Origin of the sequence: Spiribacter sp. 1M189, from assembly GCF_040838345.1 — a bacterium.
Taxonomy (GTDB): Bacteria; Pseudomonadota; Gammaproteobacteria; order Nitrococcales; family Nitrococcaceae; genus Spiribacter; species Spiribacter insolitus.
Genome location: NZ_JBAKFF010000001.1, coordinates 330613 through 345720, shown reverse-complemented (window position 1 = coordinate 345720; position 15108 = coordinate 330613). Strand labels below are relative to the sequence as shown.

The window sequence follows — 15108 nt, the reverse complement described above, 5'->3', positions numbered from 1 at the left end:
CGGTCTATCGCCAGAGACCGGAATAAAGGAGAAACCATGCAGCGTATCCGGCGCGCACTGATCGACCTCAGGCGCGGCGAGCCCGTTCATGTCGCCGGCGAGGCGGGCGGGTCGCTGATACTGGCACTGGAGAATCTCACCGAAGCCCGGCTTGAACAGGCCCTCGGGCTGGCCTCCGGCACTCCCAGCGTGCTGCTCACCGCTCACCGCGCCGAGGCCCTCGGGCTGGATGGCCATGCCGGTGATGGCATTGCCGTCGCCGTCCCTGAAGCCAGCCTCATGGAAACCGCACGAGCGCTGGCGAAGGGCCGGGATGCCGAGCCTACCGGCACGACGGCCCGACCGGTGACCGACGGCGAACGACAGGCGCTGGAGCTGGCTCGACGCGCAACGCTCCTGCCCGCATTGCTGGCGATCGAGAGTGACCCTGACCGGGACCGCCTGGCCGGCGAGATCCAGCGGGGCGAGGTGCTGTCCATCGACCGCGGAGAGGCACGACGGTTTTTCGCCGACAGCGGCCGCCACCCGGAGCGTGTCAGCGAGGCCCGGGTGCCGCTGAGCGGCGCGGAACAGTCGCGTTTCATTCTCTACCGCGAGGCGGATGGGCTGCTCGAGCATGTCGCACTGGTCATTGGCGACCCGCGGCAGTGGCCGACGACACCGGCGCTACGCATGCACTCGGCGTGCCTGACCGGTGACCTTTTTGGCTCGCTGCGCTGCGACTGCGGGGAGCAGCTGCGCAGTGCCGTGCATGCCATTGCCGAGGAAGGCGGCGGCATCCTGCTCTATCTTGCCCAGGAGGGCCGCGGCATCGGCCTGGCCAACAAGCTGCGTGCCTACGGGCTGCAGGATACCGGGTTGGATACCATGGATGCCGACCAGCTGCTCGGGTTCGGGGAGGACGAGCGACGCTACGATGTCGCCGCTGCGATGCTGGATGACCTGGGCATCAGCCGGGTCCGGCTGATGACTAACAATCCGGGCAAGATTGCAGCGCTCGAAGCCGCTGGCGTCGAGATCGCCGGCCGGGAGGCGATCCATGGTGAGCTGAACCGTCACAACGCTCCCTATCTGACGGCCAAGGCCAACCGAGCGGGACATTGGCTTGAAGAGGTATTCGCCGATTCGGCGGCGGACGGCAATCAGCGCTGAGGATCCGCCCCCGGCGACTTGAGCCGGTCGAGCGGAAAGCCAGCGGCCTCTTCGATCACAGCGGCCAGGATCCCCCCATAATGCGCCGCAAGACGAGCGCCCAGGGCCGCCGTGGCAAGCCGGCTGTCCCCGCAGACCCCTGAGGGATTGAGATCGTCCGCCAGCCAGGCGAATCGTGCCGCCCGTGTCTCGGCGCCCAGCCAATGATTGTCGGCCAGCGCATCAAACTCGATCGACGGGTGATGATCGAGTCGCTCGATATCCACCTGCGCCGGGTCGAAATGCATCATCAAGGCCGTTTCCAGGGCACCGCCGTGCAGCCCCTCGCGGAGCTCACGCTCCGGTATGGCGCCCGCGAGGGGCGGGAAGTCGAAATAACAGGCCTTGACCACGAGCAGACCGAAATCACGACGCAACCGCAGGGCCGCCGTATCAACGGCAGCCAGATTGCCACCGTGGGCGGAGAGGAGGACCAGCCGCCGTAGCCCAGCGCGGGCCACCGACGCGCCGAGATCATAGAGGACCGCCTCGAAGGTGGCCGGCTCAAGCGCCAGCGTCCCGCAATGCGCGATATGCTCAATACCCTGGCCGATACTCAGCGCGGGCAGGCACAGCAGCGGACATCCTGACCGATAGCGCTTCATGGCCTCCTCGGCCAGGCCCTGTGCGATCCGAGTATCCGTGTTCAGCGGCAGATGCGGACCGTGCTGCTCCACCGCGCCCAGGGGCAGCATGGCGACTGACTCCGATGACTGATAGTCCGCCACGCCAGCGCTGTTGAGCTCCGCCCAGTAGTGAACGCTCACGAGTGCTCCTCCAGCGTCTCGAGACGCTGCGCGAGCAGTCCGGGGAAGCGTTTGAACCAGGTCGCGTTTAATGGCGAGGGATGCGGCAGCGGATGGATCTCGAGGGTGCGGGCCATTCCCGCGGGACCGGCAAAATCGACGCTCAGCGAGGTCTCAAACCGATTCGGGCTTTGCCAGTGATACTCGAGATGCTGGCGCACCTCGCGACCCTGGCCGATCCCGAACCAGAAAAACGCCTCGCGACCGAGACTGATGATATGGCGGCCTTCCCAAAGGCGGAGCAACACCTCCGCCACCAGCGGCTGGAACTGCCGTTTGACGCGCATGGACCAGGCCCGGTTACCCACCGGCTTGTACGGCACAGTATTGGCCCAGAAATAGCCCTCACCGGCCCTGAGGGCATCATCGGTATCGACCATCTCGCCGTGATGATGGCGCCGGTACAGAACCCGCCGGACCTGGCGGCCTCCGGCGCCAATGAAAGGGACGCCGACATGCACCTCGTCCCGACCCGGATCACGCCCGAAAAAGGCGATCCCGGCATCCCTGGGTCCCAGGCCAAAAACCGGATCGCAGGGATCGCGGCCGGCTCGGGCATAGACGGAATCATCCCGCTGTGGGAGATCCCGGGCCGCCTCCCGGAACCGATCCAGCAGCCCAGCCGGTAGATGGCGCATGTCAGTGAAGCGTCGCCTGGCGCTCTCGGGTCTCCTTGAGCACGCCCACGACATCCTCTTCCCAACTCTTCGCCAGCGGCGACTGCGCCACCAGTGCCGAGACCTCGTCGGCACTGACCGGGTCGCCCCCTTCGTCACCCACCGCCAGCCGTGTGTGGTGTTCGTCACGCAGCTCATAAGCGCGCTCGCCGCTGTCACCATCGCCCACGCGCAGGGTGATTTCATCGGCCTCGACGACCGCCCGCCAGTTGACCTGAGCCATCCAGCCGCGGGCGTTGGAGTACAACGACACGCCAGCGAGCTCGTGTCCGCTGCCCCGCTGGTTGTCCATGACATGGACGCTGCTGGATAGATGCTCGAACGGGCTGTCTTCGAGAATCTTCAGAAGCTGGTTTTTCGGGATCACGGTGTCTGCGCTCATCGGTTCTACCCCAACGGCAATTGTTCTCACATCCTGGCATCATACAACCCGACTGGCGGTCTGTTGACCCGTGCGCGTATGGCGTATGCTCCGGAATGACAGATCGAATCCGGAGTAACCGGCCTCTAGCCATGTCTAACACAGCCAATCAGCGACGCCGTCGTGCCGAGCGCACGCGGGCGTTTATCGATGAACTGATCAAGCGGTTTCCGGCCTGTTTCACCGCCAGGCGTGATGACGTGAGACCATTGGCGATCGGCATCGAGAAGGATATCCGCAAGTCACTGGACGACGGCGATCAGGCGAGCGATATTCCGACCTGGCTGATCCGCCAGGCGCTGGCGCGATATACCCGCTCACCGGCCTATCTGAACGCCATCATCGCCGGTCACGAACGGATCAACCTCGCCGGTGAAACGATCGAAGCGGTGACCGAACAGGCCATTGCGCGGGCCCGCGAGCAACGCAACGAGCAGAAGGCGAGAGCAGCAGAGCGCCGGCGGTTGCGAGCCGAGGAGGCGGCGGAGCAGCGCCGGCGGGAGAAGCTCCAGCAGCTCGCCGATCGATTCAATCAATAGACCATCGCCATCAGCGACGAGAGCAGATAAGTGGAGCGAGAAATCAAACTTGCGGAAATGAGCCGTGAGGCACTGAATGCGCTTCGCGCCCAAGTGGATAGCGAACTGGAAGCGCGTGCCTTCGAAGAGCAGCTGCGACGCGAACTTCAGTCGCATCTCAAAAAGCAGGCATGGATCGATAGCCACCACGAGGCTCAGCGGCGGCGCCGCTAGATCCTCCTCCTTCCCATGCAGCCAGACCGAATCGTCTCTCTTCTGCCCGGCGCCACCGAGATCGTCTCGGCCCTGGGTCTCGAAGACCGCCTGGTCGGCATCTCCGCGGAATGCGATCAACCGGCCTCGGTCATGGATCGACGACGGGTCAGTCTGGCCGCTCTTGACCCGCAGGAAACCGAACCGGCCGCGATTGACCGAGAGGTACGTGATCGCCTGGCATCGGGGGCGCCCCTGTTCCAAGCCGATCAGGCGGCACTCCGCGAGCTGGACCCGCAACTCATCCTCTCTCAGTCACTATGTGATGTCTGTGCCGCAACACCCGGCAGCCTCACCGCCGAGGCCATCGGCGACGCCGAGGTACTGGCCCTGGACGGACGGGATCTGGACGGCCTGATCCATGACATCCGGCGGGTGGCCGAGGCAGCGGGTGTTGCGGATACCGGCAGCACGCTGATCGACACGCTGGATCGGCGCCGTGAGGCCGTACGCCGTCATCGAGCGCCGTCAAGGCGGGTGCTGACCGTTGAATGGCCCGATCCGCTGTTCGTGGGCGGCCACTGGATTCCCGATATGGTCGTTACTGCCGGTGGTGAGTCGCTGAGTGCGCCGGGCGATCACTCCGTCGTGGTTGACTGGAACACGGTACGGCGATTCGACCCCGAAATCATCGTCATGCTTCCCTGCGGACAGTCCCTGGCCGGCGCCGCCCGTGGTCTGAGATCGATGCGCTCACGGCCTGGCTGGAACGAGCTGGTGGCCGTGCGGAATCATGCGATTTACCTGGTCGACGGTAACCGCTTTTTCAGCCGCCCCGGCCCAGCGGCCTTCACCGGGCTGGAGCTCATGGCCCACATTCTCGGCAATGGCCAGCCGGATCCGGCGCCGGGATACTGGCGTCAGGCCCGCCGCGAAGAGCTCGGGGAAGCGGCCTGAGCCGGCAAGGGAGTGGTAGCGATGGGTTGGGAAGGCTGGCTGACGATCGCCGTCGTGCTATCGGTGCTGGGCGGACTGGTGAGTGGCCGGGCCTCACCGGTGGGGATCCTTTTCAGCGGACTCGCGGTGCTGATCACCGCCACCGCGATCAGTGGCACTGAGCAACTGCTGACGCCGGCCGCGGCGGCGCAAGGTTTCGGCAGCAGCGGCCTGATCACCGTCGGACTGCTGTTCGTGGTGGCAGCCGGGCTTACCCGCACCGGCGCAGTGGCGCTGATCGCGAACCCCCTCATTGGCCGCGCGGAGGGTCTGCGCTCGGCACAGTGGCGGCTACTTACGCCCGTAGCTGGCCTAAGTGCCTTTCTCAACAACACCCCCATTGTCGCCCTGTTTCTGCCGGTGGTGGACGATCTGGCGCGACGGCTGCAACTGCCGGCCTCGCGGCTTTACCTCCCGCTCAGCTACGCGGCCATTCTGGGCGGCACCTGCACCCTGATCGGGACCAGCACGAACCTGATCGTCAATGACCTCCTGCGCACACAGAACGCGGCACCAGGTCTTGCGCTGTTTGATCTGGCCTGGGTTGGCGTGCCGGTTACCCTGGCCGGTCTGGCCTACCTGCTGATCGCCTCGCCCTGGCTATTGCCGGATCGACGTGACGCCACCGCGGACCGCCTCGACCCGAAGCGCTATACGGTGGAGATCGAGGTCACGGCGGAAGGGCCCCTGGTAGGCAAGAGCATTGAGGAGGCTGGGCTGCGCCATCTGCCCGGGCTTTTTCTTGCCGAGATTGAGCGCAGGGGTCGCGTTATACCGGCGGTGGGACCCACCGAGCAGCTCCAAGGCAGCGACCGGCTGGTGTTCGTTGGCGTACTGGAATCGGTGGTCGACCTGCACAAGATGCGCGGGCTGAAGCCGGCCACCGATGCAGTGGAAGACCTGGAAGAGCCGCGTCGCGAGCGCTGCCTCGTGGAGGCGGTTGTCTCGGAGGCCTGCCCCCTTGTCGGCCGCAGCATTCGCGCCGGCCGTTTCCGTGAGCGCTACCAGGCGGCGGTGATCGCCGTTGCCCGCGGCGGCCGCCAGTTACCCGGCAAGATCGGCGATATCGTCCTGCGCCCGGGCGACACGCTGCTGCTGGAGACGCATCCCAGCTTTCTGGAGCGCCAGCGCGATGCCCGTGACTTCTATCTGGTCAGCGGCGTGGAGGATTCGGCCCCGCCACAGCACGAAAAGGCCTGGCTGGCGCTACCCATTCTCATCGGTATGGTCGGACTCGCGACCACGCCCTGGGTGAGCATGCTCAATGCCGCCCTGCTGGCCGCCATTGCACTGATCGTCACGCGCTGCATGGATCTGGGCGAAGCCATCCGCAATATCAACTGGAATGTCCTGCTGGTGATCGGCGCGGCGCTGGGCATCGGCCAGGCCATGGATAACAGCGGCGCTGCCGTGGCGATCAGCAGCCAGGTGATGGCCATGACAGCCGATCGGCCACTGCTCACCCTGGCAGCCATTTATCTGCTGACACTGGTGGCCACCGAGCTCATCACCAACAACGCCGCCGCCGTGCTGATTTTCCCGGTGGCCATGGCCGCCGCGGAGTCGCTCGGTGTCTCCGCGACGCCCTTCGTGATCGCCATCATGATCGCCGCCTCGGCCGCCTTCGCCACGCCCATCGGCTACCAGACCAACCTGATGGTGTTCGGCCCGGGCGCCTACCGCTTTACCGACTACCTCCGCTTTGGCCTGCCGCTGAACCTGATCGTAATGACCCTCGCCCTGCTGATCATCCCGCGGGTCTGGCCGCTCTAGCGACAGACCGATACCCTGTCGAGACAGCCTGAAAGAGCAAGCGGAGGCCCCATGGCCCATGAATTCAACCCCGCCATGGCGCGGGAGATGGTCGAATCCGACTGGCAGGACAACATCCTCCCGGCGCTACAGGAGTTCATCCGAATCCCGGCGAAGTCACCGGCCTTCGACCCCGACTGGGCGCGCAATGGCCACATTGACGAAGCCGTCGCCCTCGCCGAGGAATGGTGTCGACGCCATGCACCTCCCGGTAGCGGGATCGAGGTGATCCGCCTCCCCGGGCGGACCCCTGTGTTGTGGGTGGATATTCCCGGCACCGGTGCCGGCGAGACCCTGCTCTATGGGCATCTCGACAAGCAGCCCGAGGCCAGCGGCTGGGACGCCGACAAGGGCCCATGGCAGCCCGTGATCGCGGACGACCGTCTCTACGGGCGCGGTGCGGCCGACGATGGCTACGCCCTGTTCTCCTCGCTCGAGGCGGTGCGTCTCCTGCACGAACAGGGCGTCCCCCACCCGCGTTGCATGTTGCTCATCGAATGTGCCGAGGAAAGCGGCAGCCCCGACCTCCCCGCCTATCTGGTGCATCTCGCCGGGCGCATCGGCGAACCGGGCCTGGTGGTCTGCCTCGATTCCGGCTGCGCCAACTATGATCAGCTCTGGGTGACCACCTCGCTGAGGGGCATGGCCGCTGGCGACCTGACCGTCCGGGTGCTGGACCAGGGCGTGCACTCCGGCGACGCCGGCGGCGTCGTGCCGTCGAGCTTCCGGATCGCCCGGGCACTGCTGGAGCGCCTCGAGGATTCGGCGACCGGGGATATCCGCCTCCCGGCCCTGCAGGCCGACATACCGGACGAACGTCGGGATCAGGCCGCGCTGGCAGCCGGCATCGTGGGTGACGCGCTGGCCGGGAAATTCCCCCTGGCGGGTGGCACCCGTGCCAACAGCGCGGATACCGAGACACTCATTCTCAACCGCACCTGGCGGCCGGCGCTGGAAGTGATCGGCGCCAGCGGTCTGCCGGAGAGCAGCGAGGCGGGCAATGTCCTCCGGCCGGAGACCACGTTGAGACTGTCGCTACGCCTGCCACCAACCGTGGACAGCGATATCGCCGGACGGGCGGTGGCCGAGGCACTCACACGCGAGCCACCGCAGGGTGCGGAGGTCCATTACCGGGCGGCCGGTGGCGCCAACGGATGGAATGCGCCGGCATTCGCCGGCTGGCTCGGTGACAGTCTCGCCCGCGGATCAGAACACTGGTTCGGCAAGCCCGCCGTGTTCATGGGCGAAGGCGGCAGCATTCCGCTCATGAACCTGCTCGGCGAGCAGTTCCCGGCAGCCCGTTTCCTCGTCACCGGTGTGCTCGGCCCCGGTTCCAACGCCCATGGCCCGAACGAATTCCTCCACCTGCCCATGGCCCAGCGCCTATGCGGTGTGGTTGCCGAGGCACTGGCGGCACAATCCAGTGCCGCCTGACCCGGCAGGCCTCACCAGGGAATCGGCGCGCCGTCCCAGGCGAAAAATCCGCCCGAATCTTCCGCGCTGGCGGCGTCGATGCGCTCGAGGAGTTTGCCGGCGGCAAAGTCCGGGCTGAACAGCTTGTCCTCCGGCACACGTCCCTGGAACGGCTCGGACAGGCCAGTGTCGGTGGTGCCGGGGTGCAGGGCGAGACAGATCACCCGCTTGGCACGGCGACCACACTCGATCGCCAGTCCGCGGGTGAACATATTCTGGGCGGCCTTGCTGGTGCGGTAGCTGTACCAGCCGCCCAGCCGGTTATCGCCGATGCTGCCCACCCGGGCCGAGAGACTGGCGAACACGGCCCTCTCCCGGTGGTTAAGCAGCGGAAGGAAGTGTCGTGCGATCAGCGCCGGTGCCAGCGTATTAACGCGGTAGTTGCGCAGCATGGCCTCCGGCGTGATGTCCTCGAGGCGCTTTTCGGGCCAGATGTCCGCCTCGCGGTCATGCAGGAACCCGAACGCGTTAATCAGCAGGTGGAGCCGCGGATCGCGCCCGCCGATGTGCCGCGCGAGATCGGCGATGCTCTGCTCGTCGAGGATATCCACCACCACGGGCGCCAGGCGATCGCCGTAGGCCTCCCCGAGGGCCATCAGGTCGGGACTGCGCGGCGAGCGGGTGGCCGCCCAGACCCGCCTGACCCGACTCTCGGCCAGCAACCGGCGCACAAAGGCATGACCGATACCGCCACTGGCCCCCACGACCAGCGCGGTGGATTCGGCATTCAGCGTGTCCATCAATACACTCCTCAAGCCGCGCTACAATAGGCTTTATGTCGTCGCCGCTCATACAGCCGACGGGCAAGGGTCTTTACTGTGCCGCCGGCGATTTCTACATCGATCCCTGGCGCCCGGTGTCCCGCGCCGTGATCACCCATGCCCACGCCGACCATGCCCGTGCTGGCAGCGAACAGTACTGGGCCGCCAGCCCGGGGCTGGGCCTGTTGCGCCGACGCCTGGGACCAAGGGGAGTCATCCACGGTGTGGACTACGGCGTCCCCGTGCAGTTCGGTCCGGTGGCGGTCAGCCTGCACCCCGCCGGCCATATTCTCGGCTCGGCACAGATCCGCGTCGAATACCGCGGGGAAGTCTGGGTCGCCTCGGGCGACTACAAGCGCGACGCCGACCCCACCTGCGCGCCGTTTGAGCCCCTTGCCTGCGATACTTTCATCACCGAGGCCACCTTTGCCCTGCCGGTCTACCGCTGGCCGGCGGTGGAGTCGGTGGCCGCCGACATCCACGCCTGGTGGCAGCGGAACGCCAGTGAGCGCCGCACCACGATGCTCTTCTCCTATGCCCTCGGCAAGGCCCAGCGGCTGCTGGCGGCGCTGCCGGCGGAACATCCCGGCCCGATCTACCTGCACGGGGCGGTTGCCCCGCTCACCCAGGATTATCGGGATGCCGGCGTGGAACTGCCACCCACCCGCATGGTCAGCGAGGCCGCGAAGGACGAGGACTATGGCAGCAGCCTGGTCATCGCACCGCCCAGTGCAGCCGGTTCCACCTGGATGCGGCGTTTCCGCAAGCCGGTGACCGGATTCGCGTCCGGCTGGATGCGAATCCGTGGCAACCGCCGGCGGCGCGGTCATGATCGGGGTTTCGTGATCTCCGACCATGTCGACTGGCCCGGCCTGCTGCAGACCATCCGCGACACCGGCGCCCGCCAGGTCCTCACCACGCATGGCCGCGCGGATGAACTGGTGCGCTACCTCAATGAACAGGGTCTGCAGGCCCGCCCGCTGGCCACACTGTTCGGCGATGACGAGGACAGCGACTGATGCAGGCGTTCGCAGCCCTATTCCGGGAACTGGATGAACAGCGCGGCACCAACGCCAAGGTGGCGGCCATGGCGGACTATTTCTCAACGGTCGAGGCCGCCGACGGCGCCTGGGCGGTGTATTTCCTGAGCGGCCGACGTCTGAAGCGGCTGATCGGGCCGATGCAGCTGCGTCAGTGGCTGGCGGATGTCAGCGGACTGCCGGGCTGGCTCGTGGAGGAGACCCATGAGCATGTCGGCGATCTTGCCGAGACCATCGCATTACTGCTCCAGGGGCCTGGAGATGCCGGGCCGACCGATGACCGCGGGCTCGCCGTCTGGCTGGAGGAAGAGATCCAGGTCCTGCGCGAGCTTGACGACGACGCGCGTCGGCAACGGGTCACCACGGCGTGGCAGCAGCTGGACGAGGGCTCGCGCTTTCTCTACACCAAGCTGCTCACCGGCGCGCTGCGCGTGGGCGTCTCCCAGACACTGGTCGAACGGGCCCTGGCCCAGGCCAGCGGCCAGCCCCGGCCGGTGATCGCCCATCGGCTGATGGGCCAGTGGACTCCGGATGCGGCTTTCTTTCGCGGCCTGTTCGACGAACGCTCCGGCCGGGAAGACGCCTCGCGGCCCTACCCGTTTTTCCTCGCTCATCCGCTGGAGGATGAGCCGGCGGCGTCCCTGGGTGCCATCGACGACTGGCAGCTGGAGTGGAAGTGGGACGGTATCCGCGCGCAACTGGTCCGGCGGGCGGATGCCGTCCACCTGTGGTCCCGCGGTGAATCGCTGATCACCGAGACCTTCCCTGAGCTCGCGCAGGGGGCGACCCAGCTGCCGCCGGATACGGTCATTGATGGCGAGGTCCTCGCCTGGAAAGACACGGTACTTCCCTTCGCTCAGCTCCAGCGCCGATTGGGGCGCAAACGGGTGAGCCAGCGTTTCATGCGCGAGGTGCCGGTGCGACTGCTCGCCTACGATCTGCTGGAGGCGGACGGCCGGGACCTGCGCGAGGCACCCCTTGAGCGCCGTCGGGCCTGGCTCGAGGAACTGATGGCCGGCATCGATACACCGCTGATGCTCTCGCCCCGCATAGCGTGCGACAGCTGGCGCGATCTCGCCGCGCTGCGCGAGCAGTCCCGTGAACGCGGGGTGGAAGGCATCATGCTCAAGGGCCGCGACACCGCCTACGGCACCGGACGTCCCCGCGGCCCATGGTGGAAGTGGAAAATCAGCCCGCTGACCCTGGATGTCATTCTGCTGTATGCCCAGCCGGGGCATGGCCGCCGCGCCAACCTCTATACCGATTACAGCTTCGCCGTCCCCGATGGAGAGCGTCTCGTGCCCATCGCCAAGGCCTATTCCGGGCTGGATGATGCCGAGATCCGGCGTCTCGACCGATGGATCCGTCGCCACACAAGAGAGCGCTTCGGGCCGGTGCGCTCGGTGGAACCGGTCCAGGTCTTCGAACTTGCCTTCGAGGGTATTGCGCCCTCATCACGCCATAAGTCCGGACTTGCCCTGCGCTTTCCACGGATCGCACGCTGGCGTGAGGATCTCGGCCCCGGAGACGCCGATACGCTGGCCCAGGCGAAGGCCCTGCTGCCATGAGCGACAACCCGCAGGCCCGGCTGACCGCCTGGTTCACCGCCCGCGGCTGGCGGCCCGAAGCGTTTCAGCTGGACGCCTGGGCGGCCTATGGCCGTGGCGAGAGTGGGCTGATCCATTCCGCGACCGGTTCCGGCAAATCCCTCGCCGCCTGGGGTGGCCCGCTGATCGAGGGCCTGAGCGAGGCGGATCGCGGCGACCGCCGAGGCGGCCTGCGGGTCCTGTGGATTACGCCGCTGCGGGCCTTGGCCGGCGATACCGTCAACAACCTCGCTGCTGCCGCCGCCGGTGTGGGCCTCGACTGGCGGGTGGAAAAGCGAACCGGAGATACCGGCAGTAGCGCCCGGGCCCGGCAACGGCAGCGACCGCCGGAAGTGCTGGTGACCACGCCGGAGAGCCTGTCGCTGCTGCTCTCCTATCGTGACGCCGCCCGCCAGTTCCGCAACCTGAACACCGTCGTGGTGGATGAATGGCATGAGCTCATAGGCACCAAGCGGGGTGTGCAGCTGGAGCTCTGTCTGGCCCGGCTACGGCGGCTGGCGCCGGGGCTACGGACCTGGGGGCTCTCAGCGACCCTGGGTAATCTCGAAGAGGCCCGGGACTGCCTCCTCGGCGAGGACAGCGCCTCGGGCCGGCTCATTCAGGGCCCACCGGCCCGCCCCATCGATATCCGCACGCTGCTGCCGGCGGCCGACACACGCTTTCCCTGGGCCGGCCATCTCGGCACCCAGCTCATCGACGACGTGATCGACGCCCTGGAGACCCCAAAGAGCTGTCTGCTCTTCACCAATACCCGCTCCCAGGCCGAGCTCTGGTTCGAATCACTCCTCCGGGCCCGACCGGACTGGCTCGAAGGGCTCGGCCTGCATCATGGCTCCATCGATCGCAGCCTGCGCGAGCGTATTGAGGCCGGCCTCGCCGCCGGCCAATTCCGTTGCGTGGTCGCCACCTCCAGCCTCGATCTGGGCGTGGACTTCTCCCCGGTGGACCAGGTGATCCAGGTGGGCAGTCCCAAGGGGGTTGCCCGTCTGGCCCAGCGGGCCGGCCGCAGTGGCCATCAGCCCGGCCGCGACAGTCGCATCCTGTGTGTCCCTACGCATGCCCTGGAGCTTGTGGAGATTGCCGCGGCGCGGCGGGCCTGGGCCGCCGGCGAAGTGGAGGCAAGGCGCCCCCTGAGACACAGCCTGGACGTGCTTGCCCAGCACCTGGTGACGCTGGCGACCGGCGATGGCTTTGAAGCCGATCACCTGTTGGAGGAGATCCGCACGACCCATGCCTACAGCGGACTCGGCGACGACGCCTGGCAATGGGTCCTGGAGTTCGTGACCCGCGGCGGTCCGGTACTGGAGGCCTATCCCGACTTCCAGCGGGTCGTGCGGGGCAGCGACGGTGTTTACCGGATCGCCGGGCGAGCCCAGGCCAGCCGCCACCGCATGAGCATTGGCACGATCACCAGCGATGCCGCCATCGCCGTGCGCTACCAGCGCGGCGGGCATATCGGCACCATCGAGGAGAGCTTCATCGCCCGGCTCAAGCCCGGCGATGCCTTTCTGTTTGCCGGGCGCAGCCTTGAGCTGATCCGCGTCCGCGATCTGACCGCCTTCGTCAAACGTGCGGGGTCCCGACGCCAGGCGGTACCACGGTGGCAGGGTGGCCGGCTGCCGCTGTCCACCGCGCTCGCCGGTCGTGTCCTCGAACTCTTCTCCGAAGCCGCCGACGGCCATTGCGGCGAGCCGGAGATGGCGGCCATCAAACCGCTGCTGCAGATTCAGTCGAGCTGGTCGTCTCTGCCCCGCCCGGGGCAACTGCTGATCGAGCGCACCCGATCGCGGGAGGGTCAGCATCTTTTCGTCTACCCCTTTGCCGGCCGACTCGCCCATGAGGGCCTGGCGACGCTCACCGCCTGGCGGCTGGGCCAGCAGAGTCCGGCGACCTTCAGCCTCTCGGTCAATGATTATGGCTTTGAGCTGGTCGGTGAGCCGTTACCCTCAATGGATGAGCACGAGTGGCGCGCGCTGTTCTCCCCGGACGGCCTGGTGGATGATCTGCTCGCGGCGATGAACGCCAGCGAACTCGCCCGCCGCCAGTTCCGGGACATCGCCCGGATTGCCGGTCTGATCTTCCAGGGCTATCCCGGGCGCGGCAAAACGGCGCGCCAACTGCAGGCTTCCAGTGGACTGATCTTCGACACCATCAATCGCTACGACCCCGATAACCGGCTGCTCACCCAGGCGCGGCGGGAGGTGCTGGACAGCGCCCTGGAGGTGGAGCGGCTGCGCAGCGCCCTCAAGGCCATCGCCAGTGCCGAACTGGTCATTCACGACACCGAACGCTTCACGCCCCTGGCCTTTCCCCTCTGGGCCGAGCGGCTGCGCAACCGCCTGACCACGCAGCGCTGGCAGGATCGCGTCGCGAAGATGGTCGCGCAGCTCGAACGCGCGGCCGACCGCACATGAGTGAACAGACCGTCGACATCGGCGGGCATGCGCTGCAGCTACTCCCGGAGCGGGCGGTTTTCTGGCCGGCGCTGTCCGCACTGCTCCTGGCCGATCTGCATCTGGGTAAGGCAGCAGCCTTCCGCAGGGCCGGTCTTGCCATACCCGAGGGTGACACCGCCTCGAGTCTGCAACGGCTGGATGCCCTGATCGCGGCCTGGCAGCCCAGGGAGGTGATACTGCTCGGCGATATCCTGCATGTGCGGCTGGGTAGCGATCCGGCCCTGTATCGCCAGATCGTCGACTGGCGGGCCCGGCATGGCGGGATCGCGATGACAGCGATCATCGGCAACCATGACCGGGGGCTACGGCAACTCGAGCCGGAGATGGATTGTTACGAAGAAGGCATCGAGCGCAATGGCCTGGTGCTGCGGCATCACCCACCCGAGCGGGCAACCGGTCAGCCCTGGGTGGCCGGCCATTGGCATCCCGTGGTCCGACTCAACGCCGGTGGTGACAGTCTGCGGCTGCCGGCATTCATCCGCGAACCCGCCAACGGTCTGATACTGCCGGCCTTTGGCGGCATGACCGGTGGCGCGCCGGTAAGCGCGGGTCGTGGCCGGTACCGCTACGTCACCAGTGGCGAGGCGGTTCTGGCAGTGGACGGACCTCAGCCGGCGGGCTGAGTCGCCTGCGCCCGGGCGAGCCACAGCCAGCGCAGCACCCACACCCAGCCCATGATCATGGTCACGCCCCCCAGCGGCGTCACCGGGCCCAGCCACCAGGGGCCTCCGAGGGTGAGCCAGTAGATGCTGCCGCTGAAAAGCACGCAGCCCGCGCCGAGCAGGAATGCCGCATGCCCCCGGATCTGCCCCGCCGGCAGGCGGTCGGCGATTGCCCCGAGGACGAAAATCGCCAGGCCATGGATCAGCTGGTATTGCACCGCCGTCTGCCAGGCCGCCCGGCTGGCCGGCGACAGGTTTTCATCCAGCCCGTGCGCTCCGAAGGCACCCAGGACCACGCCCGTACCGAGCAGAAGCACACCGGCAACCAGGCTCCGGAACCCGTCGATATGGCCGTTTCCCTGCATCATCAGTTTCCTTCAGACAAAAAAAAGCCGACGCTGAGGCCGGCCAAGAGGAGGAGAGAGAAAAACCATGTGTTGCGGCGCAGTATATCACTATCGTGAGGATGACCATC

At 66.9% G+C, this 15108-nt stretch carries 15 protein-coding genes; 10 read left to right on the top strand and 5 right to left on the bottom strand.

All coding sequences use genetic code 11. The features are described 5' to 3' along the window. Positions 1–36 precede the first annotated feature (36 nt). A complete protein-coding gene (locus V6X30_RS01815) occupies positions 37–1152 on the top strand; it encodes a GTP cyclohydrolase II (protein ID WP_367982933.1) in 1116 nt (371 codons plus the stop codon). Here the strand turns inward: V6X30_RS01815 and V6X30_RS01810 are convergent. Genes V6X30_RS01810 through V6X30_RS01800 form a run of 3 tightly spaced genes read right to left on the bottom strand, consistent with a single transcriptional unit; the run spans position 1143 to position 3056 of the window. Then, on the bottom strand, positions 1143–1958 hold the full coding sequence (locus V6X30_RS01810) for a creatininase family protein (protein WP_367982931.1): 816 nt from the start codon (positions 1956–1958) through the stop codon (positions 1143–1145). The two genes, V6X30_RS01815 and V6X30_RS01810, sit on opposite strands and share 10 nt — an antisense overlap. After that, the gene (locus tag V6X30_RS01805; protein ID WP_367982930.1) at positions 1955–2635 is read right to left on the bottom strand and encodes a uracil-DNA glycosylase family protein; all 681 of its coding nucleotides are present in this window, start codon (positions 2633–2635) and stop codon (positions 1955–1957) included. Before V6X30_RS01805 ends, V6X30_RS01810 begins: the two co-directional genes overlap by 4 nt. A 1-nt stretch (position 2636) precedes the next feature. Continuing rightward, positions 2637–3056, bottom strand: coding sequence for a hypothetical protein (locus tag V6X30_RS01800; RefSeq protein ID WP_367982929.1), 420 nt, complete (start codon positions 3054–3056; stop codon positions 2637–2639). Between the two features lie 131 nt (positions 3057–3187). Here V6X30_RS01800 and V6X30_RS01795 point away from each other — a divergent pair, with 131 nt between their 5' ends. From V6X30_RS01795 to V6X30_RS01775, 5 genes are read left to right on the top strand one after another with little or no spacing between them, the layout of a single operon-like run. Continuing rightward, positions 3188–3634, top strand: coding sequence for a ProQ/FINO family protein (locus tag V6X30_RS01795; RefSeq protein WP_367982928.1), 447 nt, complete (start codon positions 3188–3190; stop codon positions 3632–3634). Positions 3635–3664: 30 nt separating this feature from the next. Then, positions 3665–3847 carry a hypothetical protein gene (locus V6X30_RS01790; protein ID WP_367982927.1) on the top strand — a complete coding sequence of 61 codons (183 nt, stop codon included), beginning with the start codon at positions 3665–3667 and terminating at the stop codon, positions 3845–3847. Between the two features lie 15 nt (positions 3848–3862). Next, positions 3863–4783: an ABC transporter substrate-binding protein gene (locus V6X30_RS01785; protein ID WP_367982926.1), complete on the top strand. Its 921-nt coding sequence runs from the start codon at positions 3863–3865 to the stop codon at positions 4781–4783. A 21-nt stretch (positions 4784–4804) separates the two neighbouring features. Continuing rightward, positions 4805–6595, top strand: a complete 1791-nt coding sequence (locus tag V6X30_RS01780; protein WP_367982925.1) for an SLC13 family permease — start codon at positions 4805–4807, stop codon at positions 6593–6595. Between the two features lie 51 nt (positions 6596–6646). Next, positions 6647–8068 carry a M20/M25/M40 family metallo-hydrolase gene (locus V6X30_RS01775; RefSeq protein WP_367982924.1) on the top strand — a complete coding sequence of 474 codons (1422 nt, stop codon included), beginning with the start codon at positions 6647–6649 and terminating at the stop codon, positions 8066–8068. An 11-nt stretch (positions 8069–8079) separates the two neighbouring features. On the opposite strand, the gene V6X30_RS01770 is transcribed toward V6X30_RS01775, so the two are convergent. After that, complete coding sequence (locus V6X30_RS01770) at positions 8080–8847, bottom strand: SDR family NAD(P)-dependent oxidoreductase (protein ID WP_367982923.1); 768 nt, start codon at positions 8845–8847, stop codon at positions 8080–8082. A 35-nt stretch (positions 8848–8882) separates the two neighbouring features. On the opposite strand from V6X30_RS01770, the gene V6X30_RS01765 reads away from it, so the two are divergent. Genes V6X30_RS01765 through pdeM form a run of 4 tightly spaced genes read left to right on the top strand, consistent with a single transcriptional unit; the run spans position 8883 to position 14594 of the window. Then, positions 8883–9887 carry a ligase-associated DNA damage response exonuclease gene (locus V6X30_RS01765; protein ID WP_367982922.1) on the top strand — a complete coding sequence of 335 codons (1005 nt, stop codon included), beginning with the start codon at positions 8883–8885 and terminating at the stop codon, positions 9885–9887. Next, positions 9887–11476, top strand: coding sequence for an ATP-dependent DNA ligase (locus V6X30_RS01760; protein ID WP_367982921.1), 1590 nt, complete (start codon positions 9887–9889; stop codon positions 11474–11476). Before V6X30_RS01765 ends, V6X30_RS01760 begins: the two co-directional genes overlap by 1 nt. Continuing rightward, complete coding sequence (locus tag V6X30_RS01755) at positions 11473–13929, top strand: ligase-associated DNA damage response DEXH box helicase (protein WP_367982920.1); 2457 nt, start codon at positions 11473–11475, stop codon at positions 13927–13929. The genes V6X30_RS01760 and V6X30_RS01755 overlap by 4 nt, the downstream gene beginning before the upstream one ends. Further along, positions 13926–14594 (top strand): ligase-associated DNA damage response endonuclease PdeM, encoded by a 669-nt coding sequence (gene pdeM / locus V6X30_RS01750; RefSeq protein ID WP_367982919.1) that lies wholly within the window; start codon positions 13926–13928, stop codon positions 14592–14594. Before V6X30_RS01755 ends, pdeM begins: the two co-directional genes overlap by 4 nt. On the opposite strand, the gene V6X30_RS01745 is transcribed toward pdeM, so the two are convergent. Then, a complete protein-coding gene (locus V6X30_RS01745; protein WP_408022351.1) occupies positions 14579–15001 on the bottom strand; it encodes a DUF423 domain-containing protein in 423 nt (140 codons plus the stop codon). The two genes, pdeM and V6X30_RS01745, sit on opposite strands and share 16 nt — an antisense overlap. Between the last annotated feature and the right edge of the window lie 107 nt (positions 15002–15108).

What these genes read in the sequence shown, in the direction of transcription:
- V6X30_RS01815 (WP_367982933.1), top strand. Translation starts at nt 37, where the DNA reads ATGCAGCGTATCCGGCGCGCACTGATCGACCTCAGGCGCGGCGAGCCC.
- V6X30_RS01805 (WP_367982930.1), bottom strand. Translation starts at nt 2,635, where the DNA reads ATGCGCCATCTACCGGCTGGGCTGCTGGATCGGTTCCGGGAGGCGGCC.
- V6X30_RS01800 (WP_367982929.1), bottom strand. Translation starts at nt 3,056, where the DNA reads ATGAGCGCAGACACCGTGATCCCGAAAAACCAGCTTCTGAAGATTCTC.
- V6X30_RS01795 (WP_367982928.1), top strand. Translation starts at nt 3,188, where the DNA reads ATGTCTAACACAGCCAATCAGCGACGCCGTCGTGCCGAGCGCACGCGG.
- V6X30_RS01785 (WP_367982926.1), top strand. Translation starts at nt 3,863, where the DNA reads ATGCAGCCAGACCGAATCGTCTCTCTTCTGCCCGGCGCCACCGAGATC.
- V6X30_RS01780 (WP_367982925.1), top strand. Translation starts at nt 4,805, where the DNA reads ATGGGTTGGGAAGGCTGGCTGACGATCGCCGTCGTGCTATCGGTGCTG.
- V6X30_RS01775 (WP_367982924.1), top strand. Translation starts at nt 6,647, where the DNA reads ATGGCCCATGAATTCAACCCCGCCATGGCGCGGGAGATGGTCGAATCC.
- V6X30_RS01770 (WP_367982923.1), bottom strand. Translation starts at nt 8,847, where the DNA reads ATGGACACGCTGAATGCCGAATCCACCGCGCTGGTCGTGGGGGCCAGT.
- V6X30_RS01765 (WP_367982922.1), top strand. Translation starts at nt 8,883, where the DNA reads ATGTCGTCGCCGCTCATACAGCCGACGGGCAAGGGTCTTTACTGTGCC.
- V6X30_RS01760 (WP_367982921.1), top strand. Translation starts at nt 9,887, where the DNA reads ATGCAGGCGTTCGCAGCCCTATTCCGGGAACTGGATGAACAGCGCGGC.
- V6X30_RS01755 (WP_367982920.1), top strand. Translation starts at nt 11,473, where the DNA reads ATGAGCGACAACCCGCAGGCCCGGCTGACCGCCTGGTTCACCGCCCGC.
- pdeM (WP_367982919.1), top strand. Translation starts at nt 13,926, where the DNA reads ATGAGTGAACAGACCGTCGACATCGGCGGGCATGCGCTGCAGCTACTC.
- V6X30_RS01745 (WP_408022351.1), bottom strand. Translation starts at nt 15,001, where the DNA reads ATGATGCAGGGAAACGGCCATATCGACGGGTTCCGGAGCCTGGTTGCC.